Source organism: Actinomyces sp. Z5 (assembly GCF_003287795.1).
Taxonomy (GTDB): domain Bacteria; phylum Actinomycetota; class Actinomycetes; order Actinomycetales; family Actinomycetaceae; genus Actinomyces; species Actinomyces glycerinitolerans.
In genome coordinates this window covers 34,825-60,446 of sequence record NZ_QMIN01000026.1, presented here as the reverse complement: position 1 = coordinate 60,446, position 25,622 = coordinate 34,825, and the positions used below count along the sequence as shown (strand labels likewise).

The following is a 25,622-nucleotide window of genomic DNA, read 5'->3' as shown; positions in this document are numbered from 1 at the left end:
ACAAAGAAACCAACAAAAAACCAACAAAACAAACAAACACGACACACTATCGAGATCCCAAACAACACACCCACCGAGTTTTCACATCGCCTTACGGCTGAATGCTTCATCTCGGAAGCGCCGGAAGAACTTTAGCGAGCCGCCTGATTCGGGTCAAATCGGAATCCCGTGATTCCGATCTCGACCAGCGGCCCTGTTCAGTTCATTCCTGCCGCCGTCCCCGGGTCATCCCCGCGGCGGCGACAGGGGAAGACTTTACGCAGACCGTCCGGCTCGGTCAAACGCGGCGGCGGTGACAACAGCCACACGCCGTCGCCACCGCCGTCGCTCCGCGTCTCAGCGGTTCAGGACTGCCTGGCAACCGCCAGGTTGCGCCGTCCCTTCCGCACCAACACAACGCCGCCCGCCAGCAGTTGTTCCTGCGTCACGGGCGCGTCCTCGTCGGTCACTTTGGCGTTGTTGAGGTATGCGCCGCCTGCCGCCACCGTCTTGCGGGCAGCGTTGCGTCCCCGCTCCAGCCCGGTGGCAACCAGCAGGTCGACGATGGTCGAACTGCCCACCTCGAGGGGGGCGGCCGGTAGGTCCGCGGTTGCGGCAGTCAGCGTCGTCTCGTCCAATGCGGTCAGCTCGCCTCTCCCCCACAGGGCCGCGGTGGCGGCCTCCGCCTGCGCGGTTGCGTCCGCCCCATGAACCCAGGTAGTCACCTCGTGCGCCAGAACGCGCTGGGCCTCGCGTGCCTTCGGGTTGGTCGCCACGCTCTGCTCCAACCGCTCGATCTCCTCACGGGGCAGGAAGGTGAAGACCTTGAGGAAACGCACCACATCGGCGTCGTCGACCTGCAGCCAGAACTGGTAGAACGCGTAGGGGCTGAGCATCTCCGGGTTGAGCCAGATGGCCCCGCCCTCGCTCTTGCCGAACTTCGTCCCGTCGGCCTTGGTGATCAACGGGTTGGTCATGACGTGCACCGAGTCACCCTCGACCTTGTGGATCAGGTCCATGCCGCCCACAAGATTGCCCCATTGGTCATTGCCACCGACCTCCAGCGTGCAGCCGTAGCGGCGGTATAGCTCCAGGTAGTCATTTGCCTGGAGGATCTGGTAGCTGAACTCCGTGAAGGAGATGCCCTCCTCACTGGCCAGCCGACGGGCAACGATGTCCTTGGACAGCATGGTGCCCATGCGGAAGTGCTTGCCGAGGTCCCGCAGGAAGTCGATCGCGCTCAGCCCAGCGGTCCAATCCAGGTTGTTGACAATGCGCGCCGGGTTGTCGCCGTCGAAGTCAAGCAGATGCTCGAGCTGCTCACGCAGCCCCTGCGCCCACTCGGCAACTACTTCCTTGGTGTTGAGGGAACGCTCCCCCTTCGCACGCGGGTCACCGATGAGCCCGGTCGCACCTCCCACCAGGGCCAGCGGATGATGGCCGGCCAGCTGCAGGTGCCGCATGACCTTGACCGCGACAAGGTGACCGTGATGCAGGGAAGGCGCGGTCGGGTCGAAGCCGCAATAGAAGGTGACCGGTCCGGCGTTCAGCGCTGCGCGCAGCGCGTCGATGTCGGTGTGCTGGGCGATGAGGCCCCGCCACTGCAACTCGTCCAGGATGTCGGTCACGGTCCTGTGCCTTCCCATGTCTTCTCCCGGCACATGCGGGCCGGGGCCGGGGCGGTTGCCCGGCGCGGGCTAGTCTGCCACGGCCGTGCCGCATGCCAGACGAAGTGTCAGGAGAGCGGACATGCGCCTCCAGCGATATCGGCGCCACGGCTCCCCTCCGTCTTCTGGATGCACGCAGTACCTATCGGGGCCGCGCCGCGGCAATGCCGATCATGGGGCCGTAGGCCTCCCAGCCGCCGGCCGCCCGGGCGCGCTTGCCGGCTTCGATGATCAGTCCGTGGAGGTCCACGAGCTCCGCATGGCTGAGTCCCTCGGCATCGATGCGGGCCTCAAGGGCCTTCCTGGTGGTCTCGTAGTCGTGGCCGACGGCGTAGCCGGCCTGCCGTAGCAGACGCCGCCCGTAGGCATCGAAGATGAAACGACGCCTGCCATAGACCATCAGCGCCGCCACATCAGCACTTTCCGGCCCAATACCGGGCAAGGACAGCAGCGCGGCGCGCAGGGCGTCGTCGTCCAGCTCCACCGCGGCCTTACCATCCGCGGACAGCATCCAGGCGGCGAAGGCGCGCAGCGAACGCGACTTGGCCCGCATGAAGCCGGCCGGGCGGATGAGCGCGGTCAGTTCCGCATCGGTCAGGCGCAGCAGTTTCTCCGCTTCGAAGTCGGTGGCCTCCCGCAGCAGCGCCAGGGCGCGCTCGACATTCGTCCAGGCGGTGTTCTGCACCAGCACGATCCCGCACACGTATTCGAAGGGGGTCCGCGCGGGCCATACCGGAGTCTCCCCCAGCGCGGCGTGCAGGAGCGCCAGTAGGTCGCGCACCGGCAGCGGGTCGCCGGTCATTGCCCCGCCCCCATCGGGCGGTCCCAGACCAGTGAGTAGCGCCAGTAGAAGCGACGACGCATCCGGGACCCCGGCAGGATCCGGGCGGACGCCGCGCGAATCTCCTGCAGCGACTCGCGCGCCGGCGCCGTGGGCACGCCGACATCGCGCCTTTCACCGTGCAGCAGGCTCGCGATCCGAATAGGTACCACGCTCATGGCGCTCAACGCCCAATCCCAGGCAGAGGCGTTGGCGGCCAGCCCGACGATCAGGAGCCGACCTCCCGGAGCGACCAGTGCGGCCAGGCGCTCCAGCCCCACTTCCAGCGGCAGGTGGTGCAGGACCGCCACGCAGGTGACGGTGTCGAACTCTCCAAGGCCGTCGGCCGCGCCCGGGGCCAGCACGTCTGCCTGCCGCACATCGGCTCCGGGGAGTCCGGCTAGGCGCGCGCGAGCACGGCTCGCGGTATCCGGATCGGTCTCGATCCCGACGACCTGGTCGCACACGGCCGCGAGCCGTTCCATGAGCAGTCCCTCACCGCAACCCACGTCCAGGGCCCGCCCGCCGCGGCGGGCGGCGTCCGCCACGAGCTCGTTGTGGAAGGCCGCATTGTGGTTCCAGTAGCGGTTGGAATGCGCGGTGCCTGCGGCGCTCATCGTCTGCTCCCGCCCCGGCTGCGTGGACGTGCGGGCTTGTAGGGAGAGACCGTCGGCTCGCCGTCGATCCAGAAGCGCCACGGGAAGACGACGCCGTCGCCGCCGGGGCCGGACACACCGGTGCGCGGGCCGGTGCAGATACGAGCAGGGTCCGGTGCGCCTCCCGGTACGGGCAGCGTCAGGACCACGCGGGAGCCCGCCGGACCGAGCCGGACGCCGTCGTCGTCCCGGGTCAGACCGAGTGCCTGACACAGGCGGGCCGGCCCACGTGCCAGATCGCGGTCGGTGCGGGCGGCGGGCCGACGCCGACGCGCCAAGTCGAGTCCGTCCGTAACCTCCCCGCCGCGCAGCAGTACGGCGCGGGAGCGCCCGGCGGGCCCGCAGACGATATTCGCGCAGTAGTGCATGCCGTAGGTGAAATAGACGTAGATGGCGCCGGCGGCCTCGAACATGGAGGAGTTGCGGGCGGTGCGGCCGCGGTAGGCGTGCGAGCCCGGGTCCGCCTCACCCCGGTAGGCCTCGACCTCCGTCAGGCGCACCGACACCACACCCTGCGGTGAGTTGGTGGTCAGCACCGCGCCGAGCAGCCGCGGAGCCACGTCGACCGGGTCGTCGGCAAGCAGCCGGGCAACGTCCGCGGGCACGCCCGGCGCGCCGGCGGGGTCATCGCGGGGAGATTCCGTCCCCACCGCCTCCGACCACGTCATGTGCCCGTCCCTACGACTCCCGGACGGTGGTCCCGCCGGCCTCCGCCCCGGCGTCGGCGGGACCGTCGAGCAGGGAGCCCTCCCAGGAGAACACGCGCAATTCGGCGGAGTGCTCGACGGCGCGAGCCAACTGCTCGACCACGCGCACCGGGGCGGTCCCTCCGTGACCGGCCCGGGCGGCAACGGATCCCTCGGCGGAGAGCACGCTGCGCACCTGCGGCGTCAGCCGCGGATCGATGGCGGCGAAGTCCGCATCGGTCAGGTCCCACAGTTCGATGCCGCGCCCCTCACAGGCGCGCACGCAGGCGCCGGAGATCTCATGGGCCTCACGGAACGGCACGCCCCGCTTGACCAACCACTCGGCGATATCCGTGGCCAGGGAGAAGCCCTGCGGCGCCAACTGCGCCATGCGCTCATAGTTCAGACGCATGGTGGCGACCATGCCGGACACGGCGGGCAGCAGCACGGCGAGCGTGTCGACGGCGTCGAAGACCGGCTCCTTGTCCTCCTGCAGGTCGCGGTCGTAGGCGAGCGGCAGGGCCTTGAGGGTGGCCAGCAGCCCGGCCAGGTCGCCGATCAGGCGGCCGGCCTTGCCACGGGCGAGCTCGGCGACGTCGGGATTCTTCTTCTGCGGCATGATGGAGGAGCCGGTGGAGAAGGAGTCGTCGAGGGTGACGAAGTCGAACTCCTTCGTGTTCCAGATGATGATCTCCTCCGCCAGGCGGGAGACGTCCACCGCGGTCATGGCCAGGATGAAGGACATCTCGGCGACCGTGTCACGGGCGGAGGTGCCGTCGATGGAGTTCTCGCAGGCGGCGTCGAAGCCCAGGTCGGCGGCGACGGCGTCGGGGTCGAGTCCGAGCGTGTTGCCGGCCAGGGCACCCGATCCGTAGGGGCTGACGGCGGCGCGCGCGTCCCAGTCCTGCAGCCGCTCGACGTCGCGCATCAGCGGCCAGGCGTGGGCGAGCAGTTGATGGGCTACCAGCACCGGCTGGGCGTGCTGCATGTGGGTACGGCCGGGCATGATGGCCTCGCCGGCCGCGGCGGCCTGGTCGATGAGCGCATCGACGACGTCGAGGACCAAGCCGGCCAGGTGCCGGGCCTGATCGCGCAGGTACATGCGGATCAGAGTGGCGATCTGATCGTTGCGGGAACGGCCTGCACGCAGCCTGCCGCCCAGATCCGCGCCGGCTCGTTCCATCAGGCCGCGTTCAAGCGCGGTGTGCACATCCTCGTCTGCGGGCGTCGGGGCGAAGGCGCCGGAGACGACGTCGTCCTCGAGCCGGTCCAGGGCGGCGAGCATGCCGTCGAGCTGGACGGCGTCGAGTAGTCCTGCGGTGGATAGGGCGCGGGCGTGTGCGCGCGAACCGGCGATGTCGTAGCGGGCCAGGCGCCAGTCGAAGTGCGTGGAAACCGACAGTGCCGCCAGGGCATCGGCGGGCCCGCCGGTGAAACGGCCGCCCCATAGGCTGATGCCGTTCGGTGAGGATGCGGGAGTGGAGGGGGTCTGGGGCGGCTGACTCGTCATGGGGCCATCATGACTCATCGTGACGGCCGACCGGGAGCGGGTCCGCTGCCCGGACCGACACAGGACGCTCGGTCCGCGGCCCGTCGTCGGCGTCGCGAGAGAGTTCGGTGGCTCTGACGCGCGGATGAGCCGCGGCCGTCGGCCTCGCCATCGCCGCGGTTGCGTTCGTAGAGACGGTGCAGACCCAACCAGGTGCCCAGGGCGCAGACGAGCACCCAGTTGCCCTCGCTCAGCAGCCGGGACTCGGTGAAGGACTGTACGGTCATCGCCGTCATGAGCAGGGCGGGTAGCAGCACCGAGGCGTCGGAGTCGACGTAGCGCAGCGCCAAGCGGAAGGAGCGATACAGGAGCAGCACGACCAGGACGACGACGAGCGTTGCCCCGACCACACCGGTTTGGAACAGCGCCTCGATGTAGGCGTTGTGGGCACTCATGGTGGGGGTGCCGTCCGGGCGGACCACGAGGGTGGCGAAAAGCGGCAGCCACGGCACCCAGTACATGATCCAGCCCCAGCCCAGGATGGTGTGCTTCTCCCACAGGTCCAGAACCCGCTGCCAGATCTCCCAGCGGCCGGACATATCCGTACTGCGTCCCAGGGCCGCCGTCACCTGTGAGTGGAGACCGACCGCCGCGGCGACCAGCGCCACCCCCAGGGCTGCCGCGCTCATGAGTATGGCCGGGCGCAGCCGGGGCGGAGCGTGCCGCACCAGCCACAACAGCAGGCACACGGCGGCGCACACGATCAGGGCCACGGAAACGGTCGCCGATCCGGCGAGCACCAGCACCAGCAGGGACACGGCCGTCCAAGTCACCAGTCCCAGCGGACGCACCCGCCGGTCGGCCCAGCGCACCGCGACGCACAACAGGGTGAGCAGGGCGATGAATGCCAGCGGGTTGCGGTTGCCGACAATGCCTTGAATCGGGCCGCCGTTGAACAAGTCCCCGTTGACCCAGTAGTAGGAGATCGGCACCTCATCCCAGTCGCGCATGTACAAGGGGATGAGCGGGTGGTGCAATACCAGGGCCACCCAGGCCTCCAGCAGCAGGCTCAGCACAAGGGTGGCTTCGAGGGAGCGGCTGAGGGCATCGGTCAGCTGTCGCAGTGACAGGCCGCATGCCAGCAGCACGCCGGCCGCGCTGGTGGCAAGCATGAGCAGCGCCGCGAGGGCGGTTTCGCGGCGATACTGGGACCAGATGATGCTCAGCACGCAGACGACGACGTAGGCGGTTGTCACCGGGGGCAGAGCGCGCCAGGGCACGCGGTGACCCTCATAAAGGAAGACGAGCAGGAGCACGACGCCGCTCAGGGCGGCGATCACGCCGAAGGCCCACCAGCCGACGAGATCACGCACCCCCTGGCCGGAGAAGGTCAGGAAGAAGGCCCAGGTTCCCAGGGCGGGCAACAGCGGGCGGCGTGAGCCGCGTACCGTTGCGGTAACTCGGGCGCGGTCATCGGTTGGCACGCTGCTCCTTGCCGGTATTGCTTTCATAATTCTCCGCCGCGCGGGTCGAGGCGGTGCCTACGCGGCTGAGGCGATGCGACATGATGTCGTACCGCCCTGCTGTAGCCGAAGCGTAATCGTTTGCGCTCCTCGCCGAGGCGGAATCGGAGCCCGAATAGGCAATCGGAGCCGCCGACGCGGCCGGCGGCCAACCGCACGGTCAATGTACGGTCGGCCGCCGGTGCCGTTATTGATGCCGGTTTCGGCGCTAGAAGGTGACGCCGTTGCCGAGGCGGACATCACGAGCGGCAGCGAGCTTGGACTGCATGCCGTAGATCTCGATGAAACCGCGGGAGGAGGACTGGTCGAAGGTGTCCCCCGTCTCGTAGGTGGCCAGGTTGAAGTCGTACAGGCCGGTGTCGGTGCGACGCCCGTTGACGGTGGCGCGGCCCCCGTGCAGCACCATGCGGATGTCACCGGTCACGTAGCGCTGGGTGTCCTCAATGAAGGCGTCCATGGAGCGCTTGAGCGGCGAGTACCACTGGGCCTCGTAGACCAGGTCGCTCCAGGCCTGCTCCATCTGCCGCTTGTAGCGACGCTGGAGACGCTCCAGGGTGACGGCCTCCAGGGCCTGGTGCGCCTCGATCAGCGCGACGGCGCCGGGGGCCTCGTAGATCTCGCGGGACTTGATGCCGACCAGTCGGTCCTCGACCATGTCGATGCGTCCCACACCCTGGGCGCCGGCGCGCCGGTTGAGTTCCTGAATCGCCTGCAGCGGGGTGACCGACTTGCCGTCGATGGCCGTGGGCACGCCCTGCTCGAAGTGGATCACGACCTCGTCGGGCAGCGGCGGGTAGGTGGGGTCGTCGGTGTAGACGTACACGTCCTTGGTGGGGGCGTTCCACAGGTCCTCCAGGAACCCGGTCTCGATGGCGCGGCCCCACACGTTCTGGTCGATGGAGAAGGGGTTGTGCTTGGTGGTCTCGATCGGCAGGTCGTGCTTCTCGGCATACTCGATGGCGACGTCGCGGGTCAGGGCGAGATCACGCACCGGGGAGATGCAGTTCATGTCCGGGGCCATGGAGGTGATGGCCACCTCGAAGCGCACCTGGTCGTTGCCCTTGCCGGTGCACCCGTGGGCGACCGTGCTGGCGCCGAACTCGCGGGCGGCCCGCACCAGGTGCTTGGCAATGACCGGACGGGACAGGGCGGAGACCAGCGGGTACCTGCCCTCGTACAGGCCGTTGGCCTTCAGGGCGGGCATGCAGTACTCGGTGGCGAATTCGTCCTTCGCGTCCGCCACATAGGCCTCCACGGCGCCGCAGTCGAGGGCGCGCTGGCGGATGACCTCCAGGTCCTCCCCGCCCTGGCCGACGTCGACCGCGACGGTGACGACCTCGCGGCCGGTCTGCTCGCCGATCCAGCCGATGGCGACGGACGTGTCCAGGCCTCCGGAGTAGGCGAGGACGACGCGGTCCTTGTGGTTGCTCATATGCGTTCCGTTTCTTTCTCTGTGGTGTCTGCGTAAGACGGGTCGTTGATGGGGAAATGGTCGGGGTGGGAGGGGCCGGTCAGCCGCGCTGGCCCGGGTCCGCCAGGGCCAGCAGGTGCGCGGCCACATCGGCTGCGACCGCCTCCGAGCGGGTGATCACCAGCACGGTGTCGTCTCCGGCGATGCAGCCGAGCACGCCGGGCAGCATGGCGTCGTCGACGGCACCGGCCAGCAGCTGAGCGGCACCGGCCGGGGTGCGCAGGACCAGCTGGTTGCCGGCCCATTCGGCGGTCACCACCAGGTCGGCGCACCAGCGGGCCAGGCGGGCGGTGGTGTGCTCGGCCAGGGGCTCGCCGTCGTTGCCGGCGGCCGGCACCTGTCCGGGCGCACCGGCCTCGGGGATCGCGTACACCTGGGTGCCGCCGGCGCCGCGGACCTTGGTGGCGCGCAACTCCACCAGGTCGCGTGAGAGCGTGGCCTGGGTGGTGGCCACGCCGCGGCGGGCCAGTGCTTCACGCAACTCGGCCTGGGAGCGGATGCGCTCGTGGCCGAGGATCCGCGTGATCAGGGCGTGGCGGGCGGCCTTGGTTGCGGGCGTGGCCGATCCGGGCTCGTGGGCCGGGGCTTCGGGCGGGGCGCTCATGCCGCCGCCCGCTCGGCCAGGACGTCGGCGAGCACGCTGGTGAAGGCGTCGGCATCGGCGTCGGACAGGATGAAGGGCGGAGCCAGGCGGAGCGTATCGGGGCGAGGCGGGTTGACGATGAAGCCGCGCTGCTCGAGCTCGGCGGCGACTTCGGCGGCCGGGCCGACCCCGTCGGCCAGGCCCACGCCGCGCAGCAGCCCGACGCCACGCACCTCGGTCACGCCGGGCACGGCAATCAACCGCGCCGCCCAGCGGTCCCCCAGCTCGGTGACCCGTTTGAGCAGCCCCTCCTTATTGATCGTGTCGATGACGGCCAGGGCGGCGGCCGCAGCCACGGGGTTGCCTCCGAAGGTGGTGCCGTGCTGGCCCGGGCCCAGCAACTGGGCCGCTTCCCCGGTGGCGACCGCGGCCCCGATCGGCATTCCTCCACCCAGTCCCTTGGCGAGGGTGACCACATCCGGGACCACGCCGGGGGCGAGCAGGTGGTGTGCCATCCAGGCGCCCGAACGCCCCATGCCGGTCTGCACCTCGTCGAGGATCAACAGTGCCCCCGCGGCGGTGGTGAGTTCGCGGGCCGCCTCCAGGTAACCGGCGGGCAGCGGGCGTACCCCGGCCTCCCCCTGGATGGGTTCGACGAACAGGGCGGCCACGTCCGGGCCCAGAGCCGCCCGCAGGGCGTCGACGTCACCGGCGGGGATGAATTCGACCCCGCCGGGCAGCGGCTCGAAGGGCTCCCGGTAGGCGGCCTTGTGGGTCAGGGCGAGCGCCCCCATGGTGCGGCCGTGGAAGGCGTCCTCCAGGGCGAGAATACGCGGGCGGGCGGCGCCGCCGTGACGGCGGGCGATCTTGAAGGCCGCCTCATTGGCCTCCGTGCCGGAGTTGGCCAGGAAGACCCGGGAGGCCTGCCGCGCACCGGGGAACACCAGGGCGTCCAGCGTCTCGGCCAGGCGGATCTGCGCCGGAGAGGTGAACAGGTTGGAGATGTGTCCCAGGGTGCCCAGCTGCTCGGTGACCGCGGCGACCAGGGCCGGATGGGCGTGGCCCAGGCAGTTGACCGCGATGCCGGCCAGCAGGTCGACGTACTCGTTGCCGTCGGCGTCCCAGACGTGAGCGCCGCTTCCGCGCACGAGCACGCGAGCGGGGGTGCCGAAGGTATTCATAACGGCGGCCGCGTAGCGGGTGCGCCAGGTTTCATTGGGGTCGGCGGCTGCGGTCGCCGCGGTTGCGGGCGTACTCATAGCGTGGCTCCTCCTTTCGTGCGGGACTGCGGGATGACGTCGGGGTGGACCACGGTGCCGACGCCGTCGTCGGTAACGATCTCCAGCAGCATCGAGTGCGGCTGGCGGCCGTCGACGACGTGGGCCTGGCCGACGCCGCCGCGCACGGCCCGCAGGCAGGCCTCCATCTTGGGCACCATGCCGCTGGACAGTTCGGGCAGGAGCGCCTCGAGCGCGTCGGCGCCGATGCGGGAGACCAGCGAGTCCTTCTCCGGCCAGTTGGAGTACAGGCCCTCCACATCGGTCAGCATGATGAGCTTCTGCGCCTTCAGGGCCACCGCGAGCGCGGCCGCGGCGGTGTCGGCGTTGACATTGAGCACGGTGGTGGCGTCGGCGACCAGCGGGGCGACCGAGGACACCACCGGGATGCGTCCCTGGTCCAGCAGTTCAGTCACCGAACGGGGATCGACCTCGACGACGTCGCCGACCAGGCCGACGTCGACGCTCTCGCCGTCCACGGTGGCCAGGCGCTGGCGGGCGCGCAGCAGACCGCCGTCCTCACCGGAGATGCCGACGGCAGCGGATCCGGACTCGTTGAGCAGGCTGACCAGTTCGCGCTGCACGCCGCCGGTGAGCACCATGCGCACCACATCCATGACCTCGGGGGTGGTCACGCGCAGGCCGCCCTTGAACTCGGACTCGATGCCGAGGCGGGCCAGCATGGCGCTGATCTGGGGGCCGCCGCCGTGGACCACGACGGGGCGCAGGCCCACCTGATGGAGGAAGAGCACGTCTTGGGCGAAGGCGCGCTTGAGGGCGTCGTCGACCATGGCGTTGCCGCCGTACTTGATGACGATGGTGGCGCCCTTGTAGGCGCGCAGCCAGGGCATGGCCTCCAGCAGGACGGAGGCCTTCTGGGTGGGAGTCAGCGAGGTGGGCAGAGCGGTGGTGGTCATGTCGTGTAGTCCGCGTTGATGGTTACGTATCCGTGGGTGAGGTCATTGGTCCAAACGGTGGCCGCGGCGTCGCCGGCGTTCAGGGCGATGTCGATGCGGGTCTCGCGCGGGGTCATGTCCACGGTGGAACGGTCCGCCCCGAGGGCCCCGTGGGCGTAGATGGTCACCCCGTTGATGGCTACGTCGACGGCGTCGGGGTCGAAGGGGCACACCGCCTCGGGGACGGTACCGAGCTGGGAGATGACGCGCCCCCAGTTGGGGTCCTCGCCGGCGACGGCGCACTTGAGCAGGTTGGAGGCCGAGACGGTGCGGGCGGCGGCCTCGGCGGCGGCCTCGGTGACCGCGCCGGTGACGGTGATGGCGATGTCGTGGGTGGCGCCCTCCGCGTCGGCCACCAGCCGGCGCCCGAGGCGGCCCAGCAGTTCCTGGACGGCGGCGTCGAATTCATCCGCCACCGGTACCCTGCCGGAGGCGCCGGAGGCGAGCAGCAGCACGGTGTCGTTGGTGGACATGCAGCCGTCGGAGTTGATGCGGTTGACGGTACGGGCTGCGGCCCGGGACAGGGCGGATTGGGCGGCGTCGGCGTCGACGACGGCGTCGGTGGTGATCACGCAGAGCATGGTGGCCATGCCGGGGGCGAGCATGCCCACGCCCTTGATCATGCCGCCGATGCTCCAGCCGTCCAGGTGGAGGGCTTCCTCCTTGGAGACGGTGTCGGTGGTCATGATGGCGGTGGCGGCGTCGTGGCCGGCCTCCGGGCCGTCTTGCAGGGATGCGACGGCGGTGGCGGCGCCGTCCAGCAGGTTGGGCATGTCCAGGGGCACGCCGATCACTCCGGTGGAGCACACCAGGACGGAGTCGGCCGCGGTGCCGGGGCGGAAGTCGGCGAGCAGTTCGGCAACGCGGGCGGCCGTGGCTGCCGTGTCGGCGGCCCCGCGGGGACCGGTGCAGGCGTTGGCCGAGCCGGAGTTGAGGATGACCGCGCGGGCGCGGTTGGCCGGGCCGCGCCGACCGGAGAGTACTTCGCGGCACCAGCGCACCGGGGCGGCGACCACCCGGTTGGTGGTGAACACGCCGACGGCTACATCCAGGGGGCCGTCGTTGACCACCAGGGCGAGGTCGCGCTTGCCCGACTCCTTGAGTCCGGCACTGATCCCGGCGGCGCGGAAACCGGCGGCGGCGGTGACGCTCACGGGGCGACTCCTTCGGTGATGACCCCAGTGACCTCGGGCAGGCCGAGGGCGAGGTTGAGGGACTGGACGGCGGCCGAGGCGGTGCCCTTGCCGAGGTTGTCGATGGCGCAGATGATCACGGCAACGCCGGCGGCGGCGTCGTAGGCGACCTGCACGGTGGCCACGCCGGTGCCGGCGACCGCGCCGGTGACCGGCCAGACGCCCGCGGGCAGCAGGTGAATGAGCGCCTCACCGGCTCCGGTGGGGCCGTAGACGCGCTCCCAGGCCTGACGCAGCACGGCATCGGGGTCATCGCTGCCGCTGACGGCCGCGGTGACCGGGGCGGTGACGGTGGCGAGAATGCCGCGGCTCATGGGCACCAGCACGGGGGTGAAGGACAGGCGCACGGAGTCCGGGGCGGCGCCGGCGACCTGGAGGTTCTGGATGATCTCGGGGATGTGCCGGTGGGTGCCGCCGACGGCGTAGGGCTGAGCGGAGCCGAGGGCCTCGGAGGCGGTCAGGTGGGGTTTGAGCGCCTTGCCGGCACCGGAGTAGCCGACGGCCAGCACGGCGTTCAGGCGGCCCGGGTCGATGAGTCCGGCGGCGACGCCGGGTTGTGCGGCCAGGGTGACGGCGGTGACGTTGCAGCCGGGCACCGCGATCCGCCGGGTGTTGGCCAGCTGCTCGCGCTGGGCGCCGGCCACGGTCTCGCCGGTGTGGAGGAGCTCGGGCATGCCGTAGGTCCAGGCGCCGGCGTAGTCGGTGCCGTAGAACCGCTGCCAGGCGGCGGCGTCGGTGAGCCGGTGGTCGGCGCCGCAGTCCACCAGGATGGGGGTGGGGCCGTCCGCCTGTTCCAGCGCGGCGGCGACGGCGCCGGACACGCCATGGGGCAGGGCCAGCACGACGATGTCGTGTCCGACCAGATGCTCGGGGTCGGTGGGGGCCACCACGCGGTCGGCCAGGCCGATCAGGTGCGGGTGGTGCTGCCCCAGGCGCGTGCCGGCCGAGGCGTTGGCCGTGACGGCGCCGATCTCGATCTGGGGATGTGCGGCGAGCAGGCGGAGGACCTCTCCGCCCGCGTACCCGGTCGCTCCGGCGACCGCTGCTGTCCATGTCACGCCGGAACCATACATCCGAGTGGATACATATGCACAGCTGGGCGGGCGCTGGAGCCGGGTCGGCTTACTCACATCCGCCGGGAATGTGTCACCAGACCCCGCAGGCAGCGCGGAGCGATGCCTACCGGGCGCCACTCAACGTGCGGCCAGGTCCTGGGCGATCTTGTCGGCCCAGGCGCGCACGGCGTCGAGGTCGAGAAAGTCCCCCTCGGAGGCGCCGCCCATGCGGGCGATTGAGCGTTCCCGCAGCGAGAGTTCGGCCGGGTTGAAGCGGCCCGGGAAGGTCGCATGATCCTCCGGGTCGATGGACAGCAGCACCGGGCCGATGCGGTGCGGGTCAGAGACCTTGCCCTTGGGCAGGCCGGACAGGCCCACCGAGAACGCCCACACGGGGTGGGAGTGCAGGGATTCGCTGAACCGTTGGGTGAAGTCAATGGCCTCCGCGGTCCAGCGGGTCATGTACACGGCGCTGCCGAGCACGAACGCGTCGTAGCCGGCGACGTCGGTGACGTCCTCGGGGTGGGACTGGTCGACGTCGTGGCCCGCGGCGCGCAGCTCCTGCGCGATCGCCGCGCCGACTTCGTCGGTGGACCCGTGGCGGGAGGAAGACGTGAGCAGGATTCTCATGGCGTCAGTATCACCGTGCGGGGACGGTTCCGGCAGGCGGTCCGTCCGACGAACCGCCATCCGTGACCACCTCCACAATCAGGCGCGCAGCTGTGCGCCCAAGCGCTTGGCCGCACGCTTGACCACGCGCTTGCGCACCGCGGCGGTCTCCTCGGCGGTCAAGGTCCGGTCGGCCGCGCGCAGACGCAGGGAGAAGGCCAGCGATTTACGTCCCTCCCCGAGCTGCGGGCCGCGGAAGACGTCGAACAGGCGCACCTCATCGGCCAGGTCTCCGGCAGCCTCACGCACCACCTGCTCAACCGCGGCGGCGGTGACGGATTCATCGACGACGAGGGCGACGTCCTCCTTGGCGGCCGGGAAGGTGGACACGGGACGCACCTGAAGGACGCCGGCGTCGGCGGCTGCCGCCAGCAGCGGCTCCAGGTCGAGTTCGATGGCGCAGGCCCGCGGTGGCAGCCCAATGTTGCGGGCGATGCGCGGGTGCAGTTCACCGGCGTGGGCGATCAGCGCTCCGGGCACCAGTTCGCGGCCCTGCCGGACGGCGGGCAGGCGCACCTCGGCGGTGCGGCCGGGATGCCAGGGGGCGTAGGGCGCCTGCGGGGCGCCGACCTCGACGTCTACCCCGAGCGCGCCGGCCACCGTGCGCACCAGTGCGATGGCGTCGGCCCAATCCCAGGGGCGGCCGGTACCGAGCACGCCGGCGCGCTCCCGGTCTCCGGCCAGGACGACGCCCACGTGCGTGGGCTGGGCCGGGATACCGGCGTTCAGCGCCGCGATCTCCGCGTCGGAGGGGCGGTGGTCCACACCCGGGATGGGCGCCGGCACGGTCCCGGCCGGATGGGTGACGGAGCCGACCTCGAACACGGCCACGTCCTCAAGGCCGCGCGAGACATTGCGGCGGGCCACCTCGAGCAGCGAGTCGAGCACGGAGGTACGCAGCAGCGGAGCATCGTCGGCCAGTGGGTTGGCCAGGCGCACCGCCACTCGGCGCGGATCGTCGGCGGGCAACTCGAGGCGGTCGTGCACATCGCCGATGAACGGGTAGGACAGCACCTGGGTGAGGCCGGAGTCGGCGAGGGCGCGCACGACGTCGCGGCGGGCGCGCTGCCGGAAGGTCAGGCCCGTGCCCGCAGGTGCCACCGGCACGATCGAGGCGATGTTGTCATAGCCGTCCAGCCGGGCGACCTCCTCGGCGAAGTGGGCGGCGCCCACCAGGTCCGGCCGCCAGGTGGGCGGGGTGACCGCGAGGAGCTCCACGCCGTCGACGGCGGTTCCGGCCGATTCAACCGTGCAGCCGATGGCGCGCAGCAGTTCGGTGACGCGGGCGGTGCCGTAGGCGACACCGGTCAGGCGCTGCGCGGCGTCCGCGCGGATGGTGATCGGCTGCGGCGCGACGGTGCGGTTGACGTCGGTGGCGACCGCATCGGCGGTGCCGCCACCGTACTGGACCAGCAGGTCCACGGCGCGCTGCGCGGCCACGGGAGCGAGCTCGGTGTCCACGCCGCGCTCGTTGCGCTTGGAGGACTCGGTGGGCAGCTTGTGCCTGCGGGCGGAGCGGGCGATGGACACAGGGTCGAAGTGGGCGGCCTCGATGAGCACGTCGGTGGTCTCCGCGTCGATCTCCGTCTCCGCGCCGCCGAACACGCCCGCCAGCACCAGCGGCCGGGAGCCCTCCCCGGACAGGGAGTCGGTGATCAACAGATCCTCGCCGTCCAGGTTGCGGGTGACCTCGTCGAGGAAGGCGAGGGTCTCCCCCGGCCGGGCGCGGCGCACCACGATCGGGGCGGCCAGCTTGTTCAGGTCGAAGGCGTGCAGCGGCTGGCCCAGGTCCAGCATCACGTAGTTGGTCACGTCCACGGCCAGGCTGATCGGGCGCATGCCGGCGGCGATCAGGCGGTCCTGCATCCACTTCGGGGAGGCGGCGGAGGGGTCGATGCCGCGCACCACGCGGGCGACGTAGCGGTCCACGCCCGGGCGACCGTGAATGGGGGCGGTGTCCTCGGCGAAGTGGACGGGGAAGCCGTCCGCCCCGGCCGGGGCGATGCCCTGCGGGAAGCGCTCGGGGTTGGTGGCGTCGGCCGGGTCCGTGAAGGCGGCACCGGTGGCGTGGGAGTACTCGCGAGCCACGCCGCGCATGGAGAAGCAGTAGCCGCGGTCCGGGGTGATGTTGATCTCCAGGACCTCCTCCCCCAGTCCGAGCAGGCCGATGGCGTCACTGCCCGGGGCGGGGACTGGTTCGCCGTCGCGACCGTGGGCGGCCAGCCAGCGCTCGAGCACGATGATGCCGGAGTGGTCGTCGCCGAGGCCGAGCTCCCGCTCGGAGCAGATCATGCCGTCGGAGATGTGCCCGTAGGTCTTGCGGGCGGCGATGGCGAAGTCGCCGGGCAGGACCGCGCCGGGCAGGGAGACCACCACGTGGTCGCCGGCCTCGAAGTTGTGGGCGCCGCACACGATGCCGCGGCTGGGCAGTTCGGAGGGCTCCTTGCCGGTTCCGGGGGCGTCGTTGTACTGGCCGACGTCGACGCGGCAGTAGTTGATGATCTTGCCGTTCTTCTGTTCCTTGGCCTCACGGGTCAGTACCCGGCCGACGACGAGGGGGCCGGTGACGGCGGGGGGAACGATGCGTTCCTCCTCCAGGCCCACCTTGACCAGGTCGGCGGCCAGTTCGGCGGCGGTGGTGCCAACGGGAACATCGACGTGCTCACGGAGCCACTCGATCGGGACGTACGGCATGTCAGTTACCCCTTCCTGTGGTGCCGAACTGCTGGGAGAAGCGGATATCGCCCTCGACGATGTCATGCATATCGGCGATGCCGTGGCGCAGCATGAGGGTGCGCTCCAGGCCCATGCCGAAGGCAAAACCCGTGTACTCCTCGGGATCGATTCCGCAGGCGGTCAGCACATTGGGGTTGACCATGCCGCAGCCGCCCCACTCGATCCAGCCGGCGCCGCCCTTCTTCTGCGGGAACCACAGGTCCATCTCGGCGCTGGGCTCGGTGAAGGGGAAGTAGGAGGGGCGCAGCCGGGTGCGCGCCTCGGGCCCGAACATGGCGCGGGCGAAGTGGTCCAGGGTCCCCCTCAGGTGGGCCATGGTCAGTCCCTTGTCCACGGCGATTCCCTCTACCTGGTGGAAGACCGGGGTGTGGGTGGCGTCCAGCTCGTCGGAGCGGAAGACCTTGCCGGGGCAGGCCACGTAGATCGGCGGGGCCTGGGCGAGCATGACGTGCGCCTGCACGGGCGAGGTGTGGGTGCGCAAGACCAGGTTCGCGGTGGCGCCCGGGGCGCCCCCCACGGAGGCGCCATCGATGTAGAAGGTGTCCTGCATCTGGCGGGCGGGGTGGTCGGCGTCGAAGTTGAGGGCGTCGAAGTCGAACCACTCGTGCTCGACCTCCGGCCCCTCGGCGATCGACCAGCCCATGGCGGTGAAGAAGTCGGAGACCTCGTCGACGAGTACATCCAGGGGGTGGCGGGCGCCGGCGGCGGCGCGGTCGGTGGGGACGGTGACGTCGACGGCCTCGGTGGCCAGCATGTCTGCCTCCGCCTGCGCCTCAAGCACCTCCTGGCGGGCGGCCAGGGCGGCGGAGATACGGCCGCGCGCGCCGCCGAGCAGCTTGCCGGCGGCCGCCTTGGCGGCACGGTCGGGCAGCCGGCCGATCTCGCGGTTGGCCAGGGCCAGAGCGGAGGCGTCGCCGGCGTAGGTCAAACGCGCCTCCTTCAGCGCAGCGAGGTCGGCGGCGGCGTCGATGGCGGCGATGGCCTGGGCGACGAGGGCGTTGACGCCGGCCTCGTCCGTTGGCGAGAGGGCGCCGGGGGCGTCAGTCATATGCGGTTGCCTTCCACCAGATGAGTCGGGAATCTCCGGGTCCAGATTAGTCCGCGCCGCGCCAGGGCCCGAAATCGTCTCAGATGCGCGCCTGAGAGCGTGCCCTCGCCCGTGGGCGATGCATTACAGCGTTGCGCGGACGCATACGCGGGCGGGTCTTGACGGTGACGTTACGTCACCTGTTGGGATGGGTGCATGCGCATCAAGGAGATGTCCGATCTGGCCGGAACAACCCCGCGGGCGGTGCGTCACTATCACCGCCTGGGACTGTTGCCGGTGCCGCCGACCGTGCGCGGGCGGCGGGAGTACGGCGTAATGCACCTGGCCCGGCTCATGCGGATCCGTTGGCTCGCAGACGGCGGGCTGCCCCTGGCGCAGATCGCCGAGGTGCTCGCCCAGGATCCGGGTGGCGCCGACCGCGAGGCGGTACTGCACAGCCTGCGGGCCACTAGGGACACGGTTATTGCGCGTCGCCGCGAGCTGCAGGCGCAGGAGGCCCGCATCGACGAGTTGATCGCCCGGGTCGAGGACGGTGAGGGGCTCGAGCCCATCCCCCAGCTGCTGGTGCGCTTCTACGACGCCGTGCAGGCACGCCTGGAGGAGGAGGGACTGAACAGCCGCGGACTGCGCGCCGAACGGCAGGTGGTGACGGCACTGGCCGCCCTGGCCCTGGTCCCCGACAGCATCGGCACCTTCCTGGCCGAGCTGGATGGCGCCGAGTGGGAGGCGGGCGTACGCATCTACGCCCAGATCGCCCGCCTGGAGCAGCTGCATGGGGAAGCCGCCCGGACCGCCGCCCTCGATCTGGCCGCGGAGACCTGGGAGTACACCCTCCGACACCGCCGTACGGCGCTGGCCGCATTCGCGGACTTCCCGACTGGGTCGCCGGGTCGCACCACCTGGCGGCTGACCCAGATGATCACCGACACCTACACCGGACCGGCACAGCACCTGTACCTCGACCGTTTCCTGGAGCTGCTCATGGCGGACCCGGACTTCGCCGCCGTCATCCGGCGCCTGGCCGGTGACGAGCCCGCACTGTGAGCGGCTCCTGTTCCGGACCGTCCCTGATTCCGATCCCACCACCCGCACTCTCATGAAAGGACGCCATTGATGACAACACGCAGAGACAGGGGCCGCGCCGTCGGCGCCACGAGTCCGTCCGGAACCCCGATTCGGGTGCAGGGCCTGGTCAAGCGCTTCGGGCGCTTCACCGCCCTGGACGGGCTGGACCTGGAGGTCGCCGCCGGTCAGGTGCACGGCTTCCTCGGCCCGAACGGAGCGGGCAAGTCCACGACCATTCGCACCCTACTGGGCCTGTACCACCCCGACAGCGGCAGGGTGCGCGTGCTGGGGCGCGATCCCCGGCGTGAGGCACCTCAGATCAACCGGGAAGTGTCATACGTGGCCGGGGATGTGGCGCTGTGGCCGAACCTGACCGGCGGACAGGCGCTCGACGCCCTGGCGGGTCTGCGCGGCAGGCGTGACCGCGCCCGGGAGGAGGAGCTGATAGACCGCTTCGCCCTGGACCCGAGCAAGAAGGTACGCACCTACTCCAAGGGCAACCGGCAGAAGGTGGCACTGGTGGCGGCACTCGCCGCACCGACAAGCCTGCTGATTCTCGACGAGCCGACCAGCGGCCTGGACCCGCTGATGGAGCAGGTCTTCATGGATGAGGTAACCCGGGCAGCGGCCCAGGGGCGCACCGTGCTGCTGTCCAGCCATATCTTCTCCGAGGTGCAGCGTCTGTGCAGCGCCGTGACGATCATCAAGGACGGCCGTGTGGTGGAGCAGGGCGACTTGGCCCGACTGCAGCAGCTGGCCCGTACCCAGATCGAGGTCGGCGGCGATGCGGATCTGCTGCGCGGCATAGCCGCGTCGCTGCCGCAGCTGGAGGACGAGCTGTCTGTGGAGGACGGCCGCCTGAGCGTGCAGGTGGGCGCCGCCCAGGTACCGGCGGTACTGGCGGCCGTCGCCGCGCAGGGAGCCACCGACGTGATCTGCCGGCCGGCGAGCCTGGAGGACCTGTTCCTGCGTCACTACGAGGAGGTGCGCGGATGAACCTGCGCAACGACCTGCGCGGCCTGGGCCGCGCCCTGCGCCTGACCGCCCGGAGGCTGCGTGTGCAGGCGCTCGCCTGGATCCTGCCCCTGTGGCTGGGCCTGGCGTCCTTCGCGCCGGCCTATCAGGACGCCTACTTCTCCGCAGCCGGCGACGCCGGTGGTGGGGGCGGCAATGCGGTGGTCGAGGCGCTGCGGGCCTCCCCGGGCACGCGCCTGTTGTACGGCGAGCTTCCCGCCCCGGGCACCATCGGCCAGCTGGTGCAGTGGGAGGGGGCCACCTACCTGCTGGTGTGCACCGCGCTTATGGCGGTGCTGCTGACCTGCCGCCTGTTACGCGCGGATGAGGACGAGGGTCTGATCGAACTTTTGCGGAGCGCGGGCACTGGGAGGTGGGTACCTTTCCTCGCCCCGGTGCTGGTTATCTGGGCGGCGGTCGGCGTCCTGGCCGCCTTGGTGGGCGGCACGCTCGCGGCCGAGGCCGCGCAGATCGAGTCGCTTCCAGCGGCGGGCGGATGGGCGTTGGCCGGAGTGACCGCCGTCGTCGGCTGGGGCTTCGCAGGCCTGGCCGCCGTAGCCTGCCAGTTGGCGCGCAGCGCCGCCGGCGCCCGCCCGCTGGCCCTGGCATGTGTTGGGGTCGCCTTCATGGTGAGGGTGGCCGCCGACCAATGGGAGCTCACCTGGCTGCGGTGGTTCACGCCGCTGGGGTGGCGCGACCTGGTCGCCCCGTACACCGATGATGACCCCCTGCCGCTGGCCGTGTGCGCCGCGATATGTGTTGCCCTGGTGGTGGCGGCCGGAGCCCTGTACGCCCACCGGGAGTATGCCGGCGGCTACCTGCCCGACCGAGCCACCAGCGGGCGCCGCTGGCGGATCCACGGCTACGCCGACCTACTAACACGCCTGTCCACACGCACAACACTGGCTTGGGCCGCGGCAATTGCCTGTTTCTCGGCGCTATTCGGCTCTATGACCGAGGGCATCCTGGACATGATGCGGGACGAGCGCATCGCCGAATACGTGAACATGCTGGTACAGGCCGGCGCCGACATGATGGAACAGTTCATGTCGCTGATGACCGTGATGATGGTGCTGCTGATCGCGGTGGCGGCGACTGGGCAGGCGGGTCGGCTCGCCGCCGATGAGGCCGCCGGACTGGTGGAGGCCGAGGCCGCCGTCGGGGTGCCGCGCCGGCGTCTGTTCCTGATGCAGGCAGTCTCGGCGGCAGCGGTGGGGACGATTCTGCTGGTGTTGTGCGGGGCCGTGCTGGCAGCAGTCACGGCCACGCAGGTGACCGAGGATCATGCAGTGGAGCGGGCCTTCGTGTTCACCGTCACCCAGCTGCCCGGCCTGCTGGCAGCGATTGGCATTGCCCTGGCGGTGGTCGGCGTGGCGCCGCGACGTTTCGGCGTCGTGTGGGCAGTGATCGCCTGGAGCGCCTTCGCCAGGCTGCTGGGCGGCATGATGGACCTGCCGACCTGGGCGCAGGACCTGAGCGTGCTCGGGCACTACCTCGACGTCGTCGGCGACCCGGACTGGGTACCGCTGGCGGTGCAGACGGCTATCGGCGTCCTCGGTACCGCCGTCGGCCTGGTGGCCTACCGACGCCGAAACCTGAGTAGAGCCGGCTGAATCGAGGGCTACGTGCGTACCGCCGCCTGCCTGGCAATTGACAGCGACGCAGGGTCGCTTGCTGGGATGTGGGCATGCGTGTCAAGGAGATGGCCGACCTCGCCGGCACCACCACACGGGCGGTACGCCACTACCACCGGCTCGGCCTGCTGCCGGTACCGCCGTCGGCGGGAGGTCGCCGGGACTACGGCGTCGAACATCTGGCCCGGCTGCTGCGCATCCGCTGGCTGGCGGACCGCGGCCTGTCCCTGACCCAAGTCGCACAGATTCTCGCCGCGGATGCGCGGGGCACGGATCGCGAGGCAATCCTGCGGGACCTGCGTTCGGCACGTGAGAACATCGAGGAACGGCAGCGGGCGCTGCGTGAACAGGCCGATCGCGTCGATGAGCTCATCGCCCGGGTTGCCGGCGGCGGCCCTCCCTCACCATTGCCCACTGCACTCACCTGCTTCTACGACGACGTCGCCCGCCGGATACGCGACCTGGAGGCCCCGGCCGGGGACCGGGCCTTGCAGGTCCTGACCGGGGAACGGCGTCTCATGATGACGCTCGCCGCGCGCGAGATGATTCCCGCCAGTGCGAGCCGGTTCATTGCGGAGCTCGACGCCGCCGAGCGCGACGCGTGCGCCCGACAGATATGCGCCTTCGCCGAATTGGAGCAGACGGGTGAGGCCGGTGCGGTCGAGCTGGCGCAGGAGTCGTGGGCACTGGCCCTGCGGCACAAGCAGAGTTCGCTGGCCATCCTGAACGACCTTCCCGAGGGCGCGCTGGGGCGAGCCCTATGGGATTTGGCCGGAGTCCTCTCGACCATAAGCTATCCGCTCAAAGTCCACCGAGTCTTCACCGGCGCACTGCTCGACCTGATGCTGGCCGACCCAGACTTCGCGGCGGCGATCCACCGGTCCGCCGGCGGGAGGCGGGTCAGCTTGTGACAACTCGCGCCGAGTGCCTTCCCGTACGGATGCGCGCCGCACCCAGGCCGCAGGGAACTGTGCTCCATGGGCTGTATCCCTCCGTGCATCTACTGTGGCGACGCCTGCGGTGGCAGGTCCTGGCCTGGTGCCTGCCCCCATGGCTGCTGGCGGCTGTCACTCCCCCGGCGTATGAACGCGTGTATCCCTCGCCGCAGGCCCGGGAACTGCTCGTACAGAGCATGCGCGACACGCCGGGCACCCGCCTGCTGTACGGCGTCCTGCCGCTGCCGGGAGGGATCGGGCAATTGGTGCAGTGGGAGACGGGCACTTACCTGTTGTTCTGCGTGAGTCTCATGGCGGTGCTGTTGGTCACCAGGACGATGCGCGCCGACGAGGAGGACGGCCTGGTCGAGGTACAGCATGCGGCGGGAGTGGGGTGGGCGACTCCCTTCGCAGCGCCGGTGCTTGTGTGCACCGGGGCGGTTGCGGGGTTCGGACTCGGCGTCGGCATGGTTCTGACCGGCGTGGCTCGATTCGTGACTGAGATGACGGTTGTTGGGGCTTGGATGCTGGCGGGCGCGGTCGCGGTGACCGGCTGGGCCTTCATCGGTCTGACGGCGCTGGGCAGTCAGTTGTATCGGCGGGCGAGTCAGGCGCGGTTGCTCGCCCTGGTGACCCTGGCCACAGGGTTCGCGCTGCGGGTGGCCGCCGACCAATGGGAGCTCACCTGGCTGCGGTGGCTCACGCCCCTGGGCTGGCGCGACCTGGTCGCCCCTTACACCGACGACGACCCCATGCCACTGGCGGCATGCGCGGCGATATGCGTTGTCCTAGTGGCGGCGGCCGGAGCCCTGTACGCCCACCGGGAGTATGCCGGCGGCTACCTGCCCGACCGGGCCACCAGCGGGCGCCGCTGGCGGATCCACGGCTACGCCGACCTACTCACGCGCCTGTCCACACGCACAACACTGGCATGGGCGGTAGCGGTGACCTCCTTCTCCGCACTGTTCGGTGCCATGGCGGGCAACCTCACCGGCCTGCTGAAGCCGGGCTCGGCGACCGGTTCATATGTCGGGAAGATGGCCGCCGGCAGTCCGATCCAGCAGTACCTGTCGCTGCTCACAATAATGACCGTCCTACTCGTCGCGGTGGCTGCGGTGCAGCGAATCAACGTCATCGTTCTGGAGGAACGGTCCGGGCTGATCGACGTCGATTACGCGGTCGGGCTGTCACGGACCCGAAAGTTCGCGGTAGTGGGCGGTGTGGCCGCGGTTGAGGCCTTCGACCTGCTGGCGCTCTCCGGCGGTGTGCTAGCCGCCGCGACGGGTTCTCAACTCGCCGAGGACCACGCCGTGGGGCGGGCCTTCGTGTTCACCGTCAGCCAGCTGCCCGGAGCGCTGGCGGCGATCGGCATTGCCCTGGCGGTGGTCGGCGTGGCGCCACGGCGCTTCGGGGTCGTGTGGACAGTACTTGCCTGGAGCGTGTTCGCTCGTTTCTTCGGTGGACTGGTGGAGTTGCCGACCTGGGCGCAGGACCTGAGCGTGCTCGGGCACTACCTCGACGTCGTCGGCGACCCGGACTGGGTACCGCTGGCGGTGCAGACGGCTATCGGCGTCCTCGGTACCGCCGTCGGCCTGGTGGCCTACCGACGCCGGGACCTGCCAGGTGTCTGAACCGCTTACTGAAGCGCGGCAAGTCCGGCCAGGTGACACGCGGCCGCAGCGACAGCACCGCCCGCCATGCCAGGCTGCCGGCGCGCAACACCGATCGCCACATCACCGAGCTGAGCGAGCGCGGCAACGGCCAAGACGAACTGGGTCAGCGGATACACGGGCGCAAACCAGACGACGCACGCAACCACCGCACCAAGCGGCACCGCCCTGGCCGCATACATCGCCGGATAGAAGCGATCAGCGTCGCCGCCTGCGCTGCCAGGCGCCAGCAGCTCCGGGCGGAGCAACGCCGCCGCAGCAGCAATCACCGACGCGACTCCCATGACTGAGTTGAGAAGCGCCAACCACCACGGCATGCCAACCACCTAGCTAGATCGTTCAATATTGAATGATTCAATAGAGTACCATCATAACCATGAAGACAACAGGGGCCGGCAGCGCAGAGGATGGCGGCGAGGCGATCCTGTCCGCCGCATGTTTTCGGCTGGGCATGCTCGGCGCACAGATCACCCGGGATTTCTCCGAAAGGATCGCGCCGTCCGGGTTGTCCCACAAACAAGTGGGCCTGCTGGCCGTCATAGACGCCGGGCTGGCGACCTCGCAGCGTCAGATCGCGACCCAGCTGCACGTGGCACCGAGCCTGGTGGTCACGCTGGTGGACCAACTCGTGGACCTCGGAGCCGTGAGCAAGACCCGCAGCCGCAGCGATCGCCGGACTCACAAGATCGAAATCACCCCCGAGGGGCGGCGGCTGCTCGCCAGTGCTGCTGTGGCGGCCGAAGCGTTGGACTCCGGCATCCGCAGCTCCCTCTCCCCCGCCGGACGGACCGCCTTGAGAACGCTGTTGATGGAGCTCGATACACACCAGAACCGGGATCAGTAGCGCGCTCACAGGATTGATTCGCCACCATGGGATGCAACCCGCGTCGGATGCTCAAGCAGGTGATGCATGCCGCTTGCTACGGAGCGATGACCATGACGACGATTCCACACCGCGAGCTACGGAACGACAGCGCCGCAATCCTCCGCCGAGTGGAGGCCGGCGAGAGTTTTGAGATCACCAACAACGGACGTCCCGTGGCTGAACTTGTACCTATTACTCACGACCGCTTCGCTCTACTGCGTAGGCAAAGAGCTACGCGTCCAGCGGTCCCCACAGACTTCAACGCCTTAAAACACGCGCGCCCTCAGTTCAAAAGATGTACTGGACGATCTGCGCGGCGAGCAATGACCATTTGCTACCTGGATACCTCCGCGGGAACATCTGCTCAACGCAGCGCGAGACACGGCGGGGCTGCGTGCGGCAGACGCGATCAACCTCGCAGTTGCCCTGAACGTGCGCTCCGACCTACTCCTCACTTACGACCGGGAAATGCAACAAGATGCGCTGCAACGAGGGCTGACGGTGACCGCCCCCAGATGATTGATTCCCAGGGCACCGCCGGGCTTCGCCTTGAAGTGCCCACCCACTTGGAACGCCTTGTACGCGCTCTCAGACGGTCCAAGTAGAAGAACGCGGTCCAACTGGACAAACG

At 70.0% G+C, this 25,622-nt stretch carries 23 protein-coding genes; 7 read left to right on the top strand and 16 right to left on the bottom strand.

Translation table 11 applies throughout. The features are described from left to right. Nucleotides 1-344: 344 nt before the first annotated feature. The 15 genes from tyrS to pheS all read right to left on the bottom strand — a co-directional run bounded on the left by tyrS (nucleotide 345) and on the right by pheS (nucleotide 17,808). On the bottom strand, nucleotides 345-1,607 hold the full coding sequence (tyrS, locus tag DRB06_RS03105) for a tyrosine--tRNA ligase (protein ID WP_111819111.1): 1,263 nt from the start codon (nucleotides 1,605-1,607) through the stop codon (nucleotides 345-347). Between the two features lie 181 nt (nucleotides 1,608-1,788). Further along, a complete protein-coding gene (locus tag DRB06_RS03100) occupies nucleotides 1,789-2,448 on the bottom strand; it encodes an endonuclease III domain-containing protein (RefSeq protein ID WP_111819110.1) in 660 nt (219 codons plus the stop codon). Then, nucleotides 2,445-3,083, bottom strand: coding sequence for a bifunctional 2-polyprenyl-6-hydroxyphenol methylase/3-demethylubiquinol 3-O-methyltransferase UbiG (locus DRB06_RS03095; RefSeq protein WP_073333223.1), 639 nt, complete (start codon nucleotides 3,081-3,083; stop codon nucleotides 2,445-2,447). The genes DRB06_RS03100 and DRB06_RS03095 overlap by 4 nt, the downstream gene beginning before the upstream one ends. Continuing rightward, on the bottom strand, nucleotides 3,080-3,790 hold the full coding sequence (locus DRB06_RS03090) for a DNA-3-methyladenine glycosylase (RefSeq protein WP_083565927.1): 711 nt from the start codon (nucleotides 3,788-3,790) through the stop codon (nucleotides 3,080-3,082). Before DRB06_RS03090 ends, DRB06_RS03095 begins: the two co-directional genes overlap by 4 nt. Before the next feature lie 10 nt (nucleotides 3,791-3,800). Then, nucleotides 3,801-5,318 carry an argininosuccinate lyase gene (gene argH, locus DRB06_RS03085; RefSeq protein ID WP_073333219.1) on the bottom strand — a complete coding sequence of 506 codons (1,518 nt, stop codon included), beginning with the start codon at nucleotides 5,316-5,318 and terminating at the stop codon, nucleotides 3,801-3,803. A 14-nt stretch (nucleotides 5,319-5,332) separates the two neighbouring features. Then, nucleotides 5,333-6,781, bottom strand: coding sequence for an O-antigen ligase (locus DRB06_RS03080; protein ID WP_111819109.1), 1,449 nt, complete (start codon nucleotides 6,779-6,781; stop codon nucleotides 5,333-5,335). A gap of 247 nt (nucleotides 6,782-7,028) precedes the next feature. Next, nucleotides 7,029-8,252 carry an argininosuccinate synthase gene (locus DRB06_RS03075; protein WP_073333216.1) on the bottom strand — a complete coding sequence of 408 codons (1,224 nt, stop codon included), beginning with the start codon at nucleotides 8,250-8,252 and terminating at the stop codon, nucleotides 7,029-7,031. A gap of 79 nt (nucleotides 8,253-8,331) precedes the next feature. Continuing rightward, nucleotides 8,332-8,895 (bottom strand): arginine repressor, encoded by a 564-nt coding sequence (locus tag DRB06_RS03070; protein ID WP_111819108.1) that lies wholly within the window; start codon nucleotides 8,893-8,895, stop codon nucleotides 8,332-8,334. Next, the gene (locus DRB06_RS03065; protein WP_073333211.1) at nucleotides 8,892-10,133 is read right to left on the bottom strand and encodes an acetylornithine transaminase; all 1,242 of its coding nucleotides are present in this window, start codon (nucleotides 10,131-10,133) and stop codon (nucleotides 8,892-8,894) included. Before DRB06_RS03065 ends, DRB06_RS03070 begins: the two co-directional genes overlap by 4 nt. Beyond that, nucleotides 10,130-11,068 (bottom strand): acetylglutamate kinase, encoded by a 939-nt coding sequence (gene argB / locus DRB06_RS03060; RefSeq protein WP_073333209.1) that lies wholly within the window; start codon nucleotides 11,066-11,068, stop codon nucleotides 10,130-10,132. Before argB ends, DRB06_RS03065 begins: the two co-directional genes overlap by 4 nt. Beyond that, nucleotides 11,065-12,261, bottom strand: a complete 1,197-nt coding sequence (gene argJ, locus DRB06_RS03055; RefSeq protein WP_111819107.1) for a bifunctional glutamate N-acetyltransferase/amino-acid acetyltransferase ArgJ — start codon at nucleotides 12,259-12,261, stop codon at nucleotides 11,065-11,067. The genes argB and argJ overlap by 4 nt, the downstream gene beginning before the upstream one ends. Further along, nucleotides 12,258-13,358, bottom strand: coding sequence for an N-acetyl-gamma-glutamyl-phosphate reductase (gene argC / locus DRB06_RS03050; protein ID WP_181575173.1), 1,101 nt, complete (start codon nucleotides 13,356-13,358; stop codon nucleotides 12,258-12,260). The genes argJ and argC overlap by 4 nt, the downstream gene beginning before the upstream one ends. A 135-nt stretch (nucleotides 13,359-13,493) precedes the next feature. Then, nucleotides 13,494-13,985, bottom strand: coding sequence for a flavodoxin domain-containing protein (locus DRB06_RS03045; protein ID WP_073333295.1), 492 nt, complete (start codon nucleotides 13,983-13,985; stop codon nucleotides 13,494-13,496). Nucleotides 13,986-14,063: 78 nt separating this feature from the next. Further along, entirely contained in the window at nucleotides 14,064-16,718 is a 2,655-nt protein-coding gene (gene pheT / locus DRB06_RS03040) for a phenylalanine--tRNA ligase subunit beta (RefSeq protein WP_111819105.1), read from the bottom strand. A gap of 1 nt (nucleotide 16,719) precedes the next feature. Further along, nucleotides 16,720-17,808: a phenylalanine--tRNA ligase subunit alpha gene (gene pheS / locus DRB06_RS03035; RefSeq protein WP_108967588.1), complete on the bottom strand. Its 1,089-nt coding sequence runs from the start codon at nucleotides 17,806-17,808 to the stop codon at nucleotides 16,720-16,722. 195 nt (nucleotides 17,809-18,003) lie between these two features. Here pheS and DRB06_RS03030 point away from each other — a divergent pair, with 195 nt between their 5' ends. The 5 genes from DRB06_RS03030 (at nucleotide 18,004) to DRB06_RS03010 (ending at nucleotide 24,087) form a co-directional block, all read left to right on the top strand. After that, entirely contained in the window at nucleotides 18,004-18,852 is an 849-nt protein-coding gene (locus DRB06_RS03030) for a MerR family transcriptional regulator (RefSeq protein ID WP_108967590.1), read from the top strand. A gap of 69 nt (nucleotides 18,853-18,921) precedes the next feature. Continuing rightward, the gene (locus DRB06_RS03025) at nucleotides 18,922-19,869 is read left to right on the top strand and encodes an ABC transporter ATP-binding protein (protein WP_111819104.1); all 948 of its coding nucleotides are present in this window, start codon (nucleotides 18,922-18,924) and stop codon (nucleotides 19,867-19,869) included. Continuing rightward, entirely contained in the window at nucleotides 19,866-21,500 is a 1,635-nt protein-coding gene (locus DRB06_RS03020) for an ABC transporter permease (protein ID WP_111819103.1), read from the top strand. Before DRB06_RS03025 ends, DRB06_RS03020 begins: the two co-directional genes overlap by 4 nt. A gap of 74 nt (nucleotides 21,501-21,574) precedes the next feature. Next, nucleotides 21,575-22,432, top strand: a complete 858-nt coding sequence (locus DRB06_RS03015) for a MerR family transcriptional regulator (protein WP_111819102.1) — start codon at nucleotides 21,575-21,577, stop codon at nucleotides 22,430-22,432. Beyond that, a complete protein-coding gene (locus DRB06_RS03010) occupies nucleotides 22,429-24,087 on the top strand; it encodes an ABC transporter permease (protein WP_258522126.1) in 1,659 nt (552 codons plus the stop codon). Before DRB06_RS03015 ends, DRB06_RS03010 begins: the two co-directional genes overlap by 4 nt. Nucleotides 24,088-24,092: 5 nt before the next feature. Here the strand turns inward: DRB06_RS03010 and DRB06_RS03005 are convergent, their stop codons facing one another. Further along, nucleotides 24,093-24,443: a hypothetical protein gene (locus DRB06_RS03005; RefSeq protein ID WP_111819101.1), complete on the bottom strand. Its 351-nt coding sequence runs from the start codon at nucleotides 24,441-24,443 to the stop codon at nucleotides 24,093-24,095. Between the two features lie 59 nt (nucleotides 24,444-24,502). On the opposite strand from DRB06_RS03005, the gene DRB06_RS03000 reads away from it, so the two are divergent. Both DRB06_RS03000 and DRB06_RS16815 read left to right on the top strand, forming a co-directional pair. Then, nucleotides 24,503-24,970 (top strand): MarR family winged helix-turn-helix transcriptional regulator, encoded by a 468-nt coding sequence (locus tag DRB06_RS03000; protein ID WP_073333182.1) that lies wholly within the window; start codon nucleotides 24,503-24,505, stop codon nucleotides 24,968-24,970. Nucleotides 24,971-24,996: 26 nt separating this feature from the next. After that, nucleotides 24,997-25,596 (top strand): type II toxin-antitoxin system prevent-host-death family antitoxin, encoded by a 600-nt coding sequence (locus DRB06_RS16815; RefSeq protein WP_309300306.1) that lies wholly within the window; start codon nucleotides 24,997-24,999, stop codon nucleotides 25,594-25,596. Nucleotides 25,597-25,622 lie beyond the last annotated feature (26 nt).

What these genes read in the sequence shown, in the direction of transcription:
- DRB06_RS03100 (WP_111819110.1), bottom strand. Translation starts at nt 2,448, where the DNA reads ATGACCGGCGACCCGCTGCCGGTGCGCGACCTACTGGCGCTCCTGCAC.
- DRB06_RS03095 (WP_073333223.1), bottom strand. Translation starts at nt 3,083, where the DNA reads ATGAGCGCCGCAGGCACCGCGCATTCCAACCGCTACTGGAACCACAAT.
- DRB06_RS03090 (WP_083565927.1), bottom strand. Translation starts at nt 3,790, where the DNA reads ATGACGTGGTCGGAGGCGGTGGGGACGGAATCTCCCCGCGATGACCCC.
- argH (WP_073333219.1), bottom strand. Translation starts at nt 5,318, where the DNA reads ATGACGAGTCAGCCGCCCCAGACCCCCTCCACTCCCGCATCCTCACCG.
- DRB06_RS03075 (WP_073333216.1), bottom strand. Translation starts at nt 8,252, where the DNA reads ATGAGCAACCACAAGGACCGCGTCGTCCTCGCCTACTCCGGAGGCCTG.
- DRB06_RS03070 (WP_111819108.1), bottom strand. Translation starts at nt 8,895, where the DNA reads ATGAGCGCCCCGCCCGAAGCCCCGGCCCACGAGCCCGGATCGGCCACG.
- DRB06_RS03065 (WP_073333211.1), bottom strand. Translation starts at nt 10,133, where the DNA reads ATGAGTACGCCCGCAACCGCGGCGACCGCAGCCGCCGACCCCAATGAA.
- argB (WP_073333209.1), bottom strand. Translation starts at nt 11,068, where the DNA reads ATGACCACCACCGCTCTGCCCACCTCGCTGACTCCCACCCAGAAGGCC.
- DRB06_RS03045 (WP_073333295.1), bottom strand. Translation starts at nt 13,985, where the DNA reads ATGAGAATCCTGCTCACGTCTTCCTCCCGCCACGGGTCCACCGACGAA.
- pheT (WP_111819105.1), bottom strand. Translation starts at nt 16,718, where the DNA reads ATGCCGTACGTCCCGATCGAGTGGCTCCGTGAGCACGTCGATGTTCCC.
- pheS (WP_108967588.1), bottom strand. Translation starts at nt 17,808, where the DNA reads ATGACTGACGCCCCCGGCGCCCTCTCGCCAACGGACGAGGCCGGCGTC.
- DRB06_RS03030 (WP_108967590.1), top strand. Translation starts at nt 18,004, where the DNA reads ATGCGCATCAAGGAGATGTCCGATCTGGCCGGAACAACCCCGCGGGCG.
- DRB06_RS03025 (WP_111819104.1), top strand. Translation starts at nt 18,922, where the DNA reads ATGACAACACGCAGAGACAGGGGCCGCGCCGTCGGCGCCACGAGTCCG.
- DRB06_RS03020 (WP_111819103.1), top strand. Translation starts at nt 19,866, where the DNA reads ATGAACCTGCGCAACGACCTGCGCGGCCTGGGCCGCGCCCTGCGCCTG.
- DRB06_RS03015 (WP_111819102.1), top strand. Translation starts at nt 21,575, where the DNA reads ATGCGTGTCAAGGAGATGGCCGACCTCGCCGGCACCACCACACGGGCG.
- DRB06_RS03005 (WP_111819101.1), bottom strand. Translation starts at nt 24,443, where the DNA reads ATGCCGTGGTGGTTGGCGCTTCTCAACTCAGTCATGGGAGTCGCGTCG.
- DRB06_RS03000 (WP_073333182.1), top strand. Translation starts at nt 24,503, where the DNA reads ATGAAGACAACAGGGGCCGGCAGCGCAGAGGATGGCGGCGAGGCGATC.
- DRB06_RS16815 (WP_309300306.1), top strand. Translation starts at nt 24,997, where the DNA reads ATGGGATGCAACCCGCGTCGGATGCTCAAGCAGGTGATGCATGCCGCT.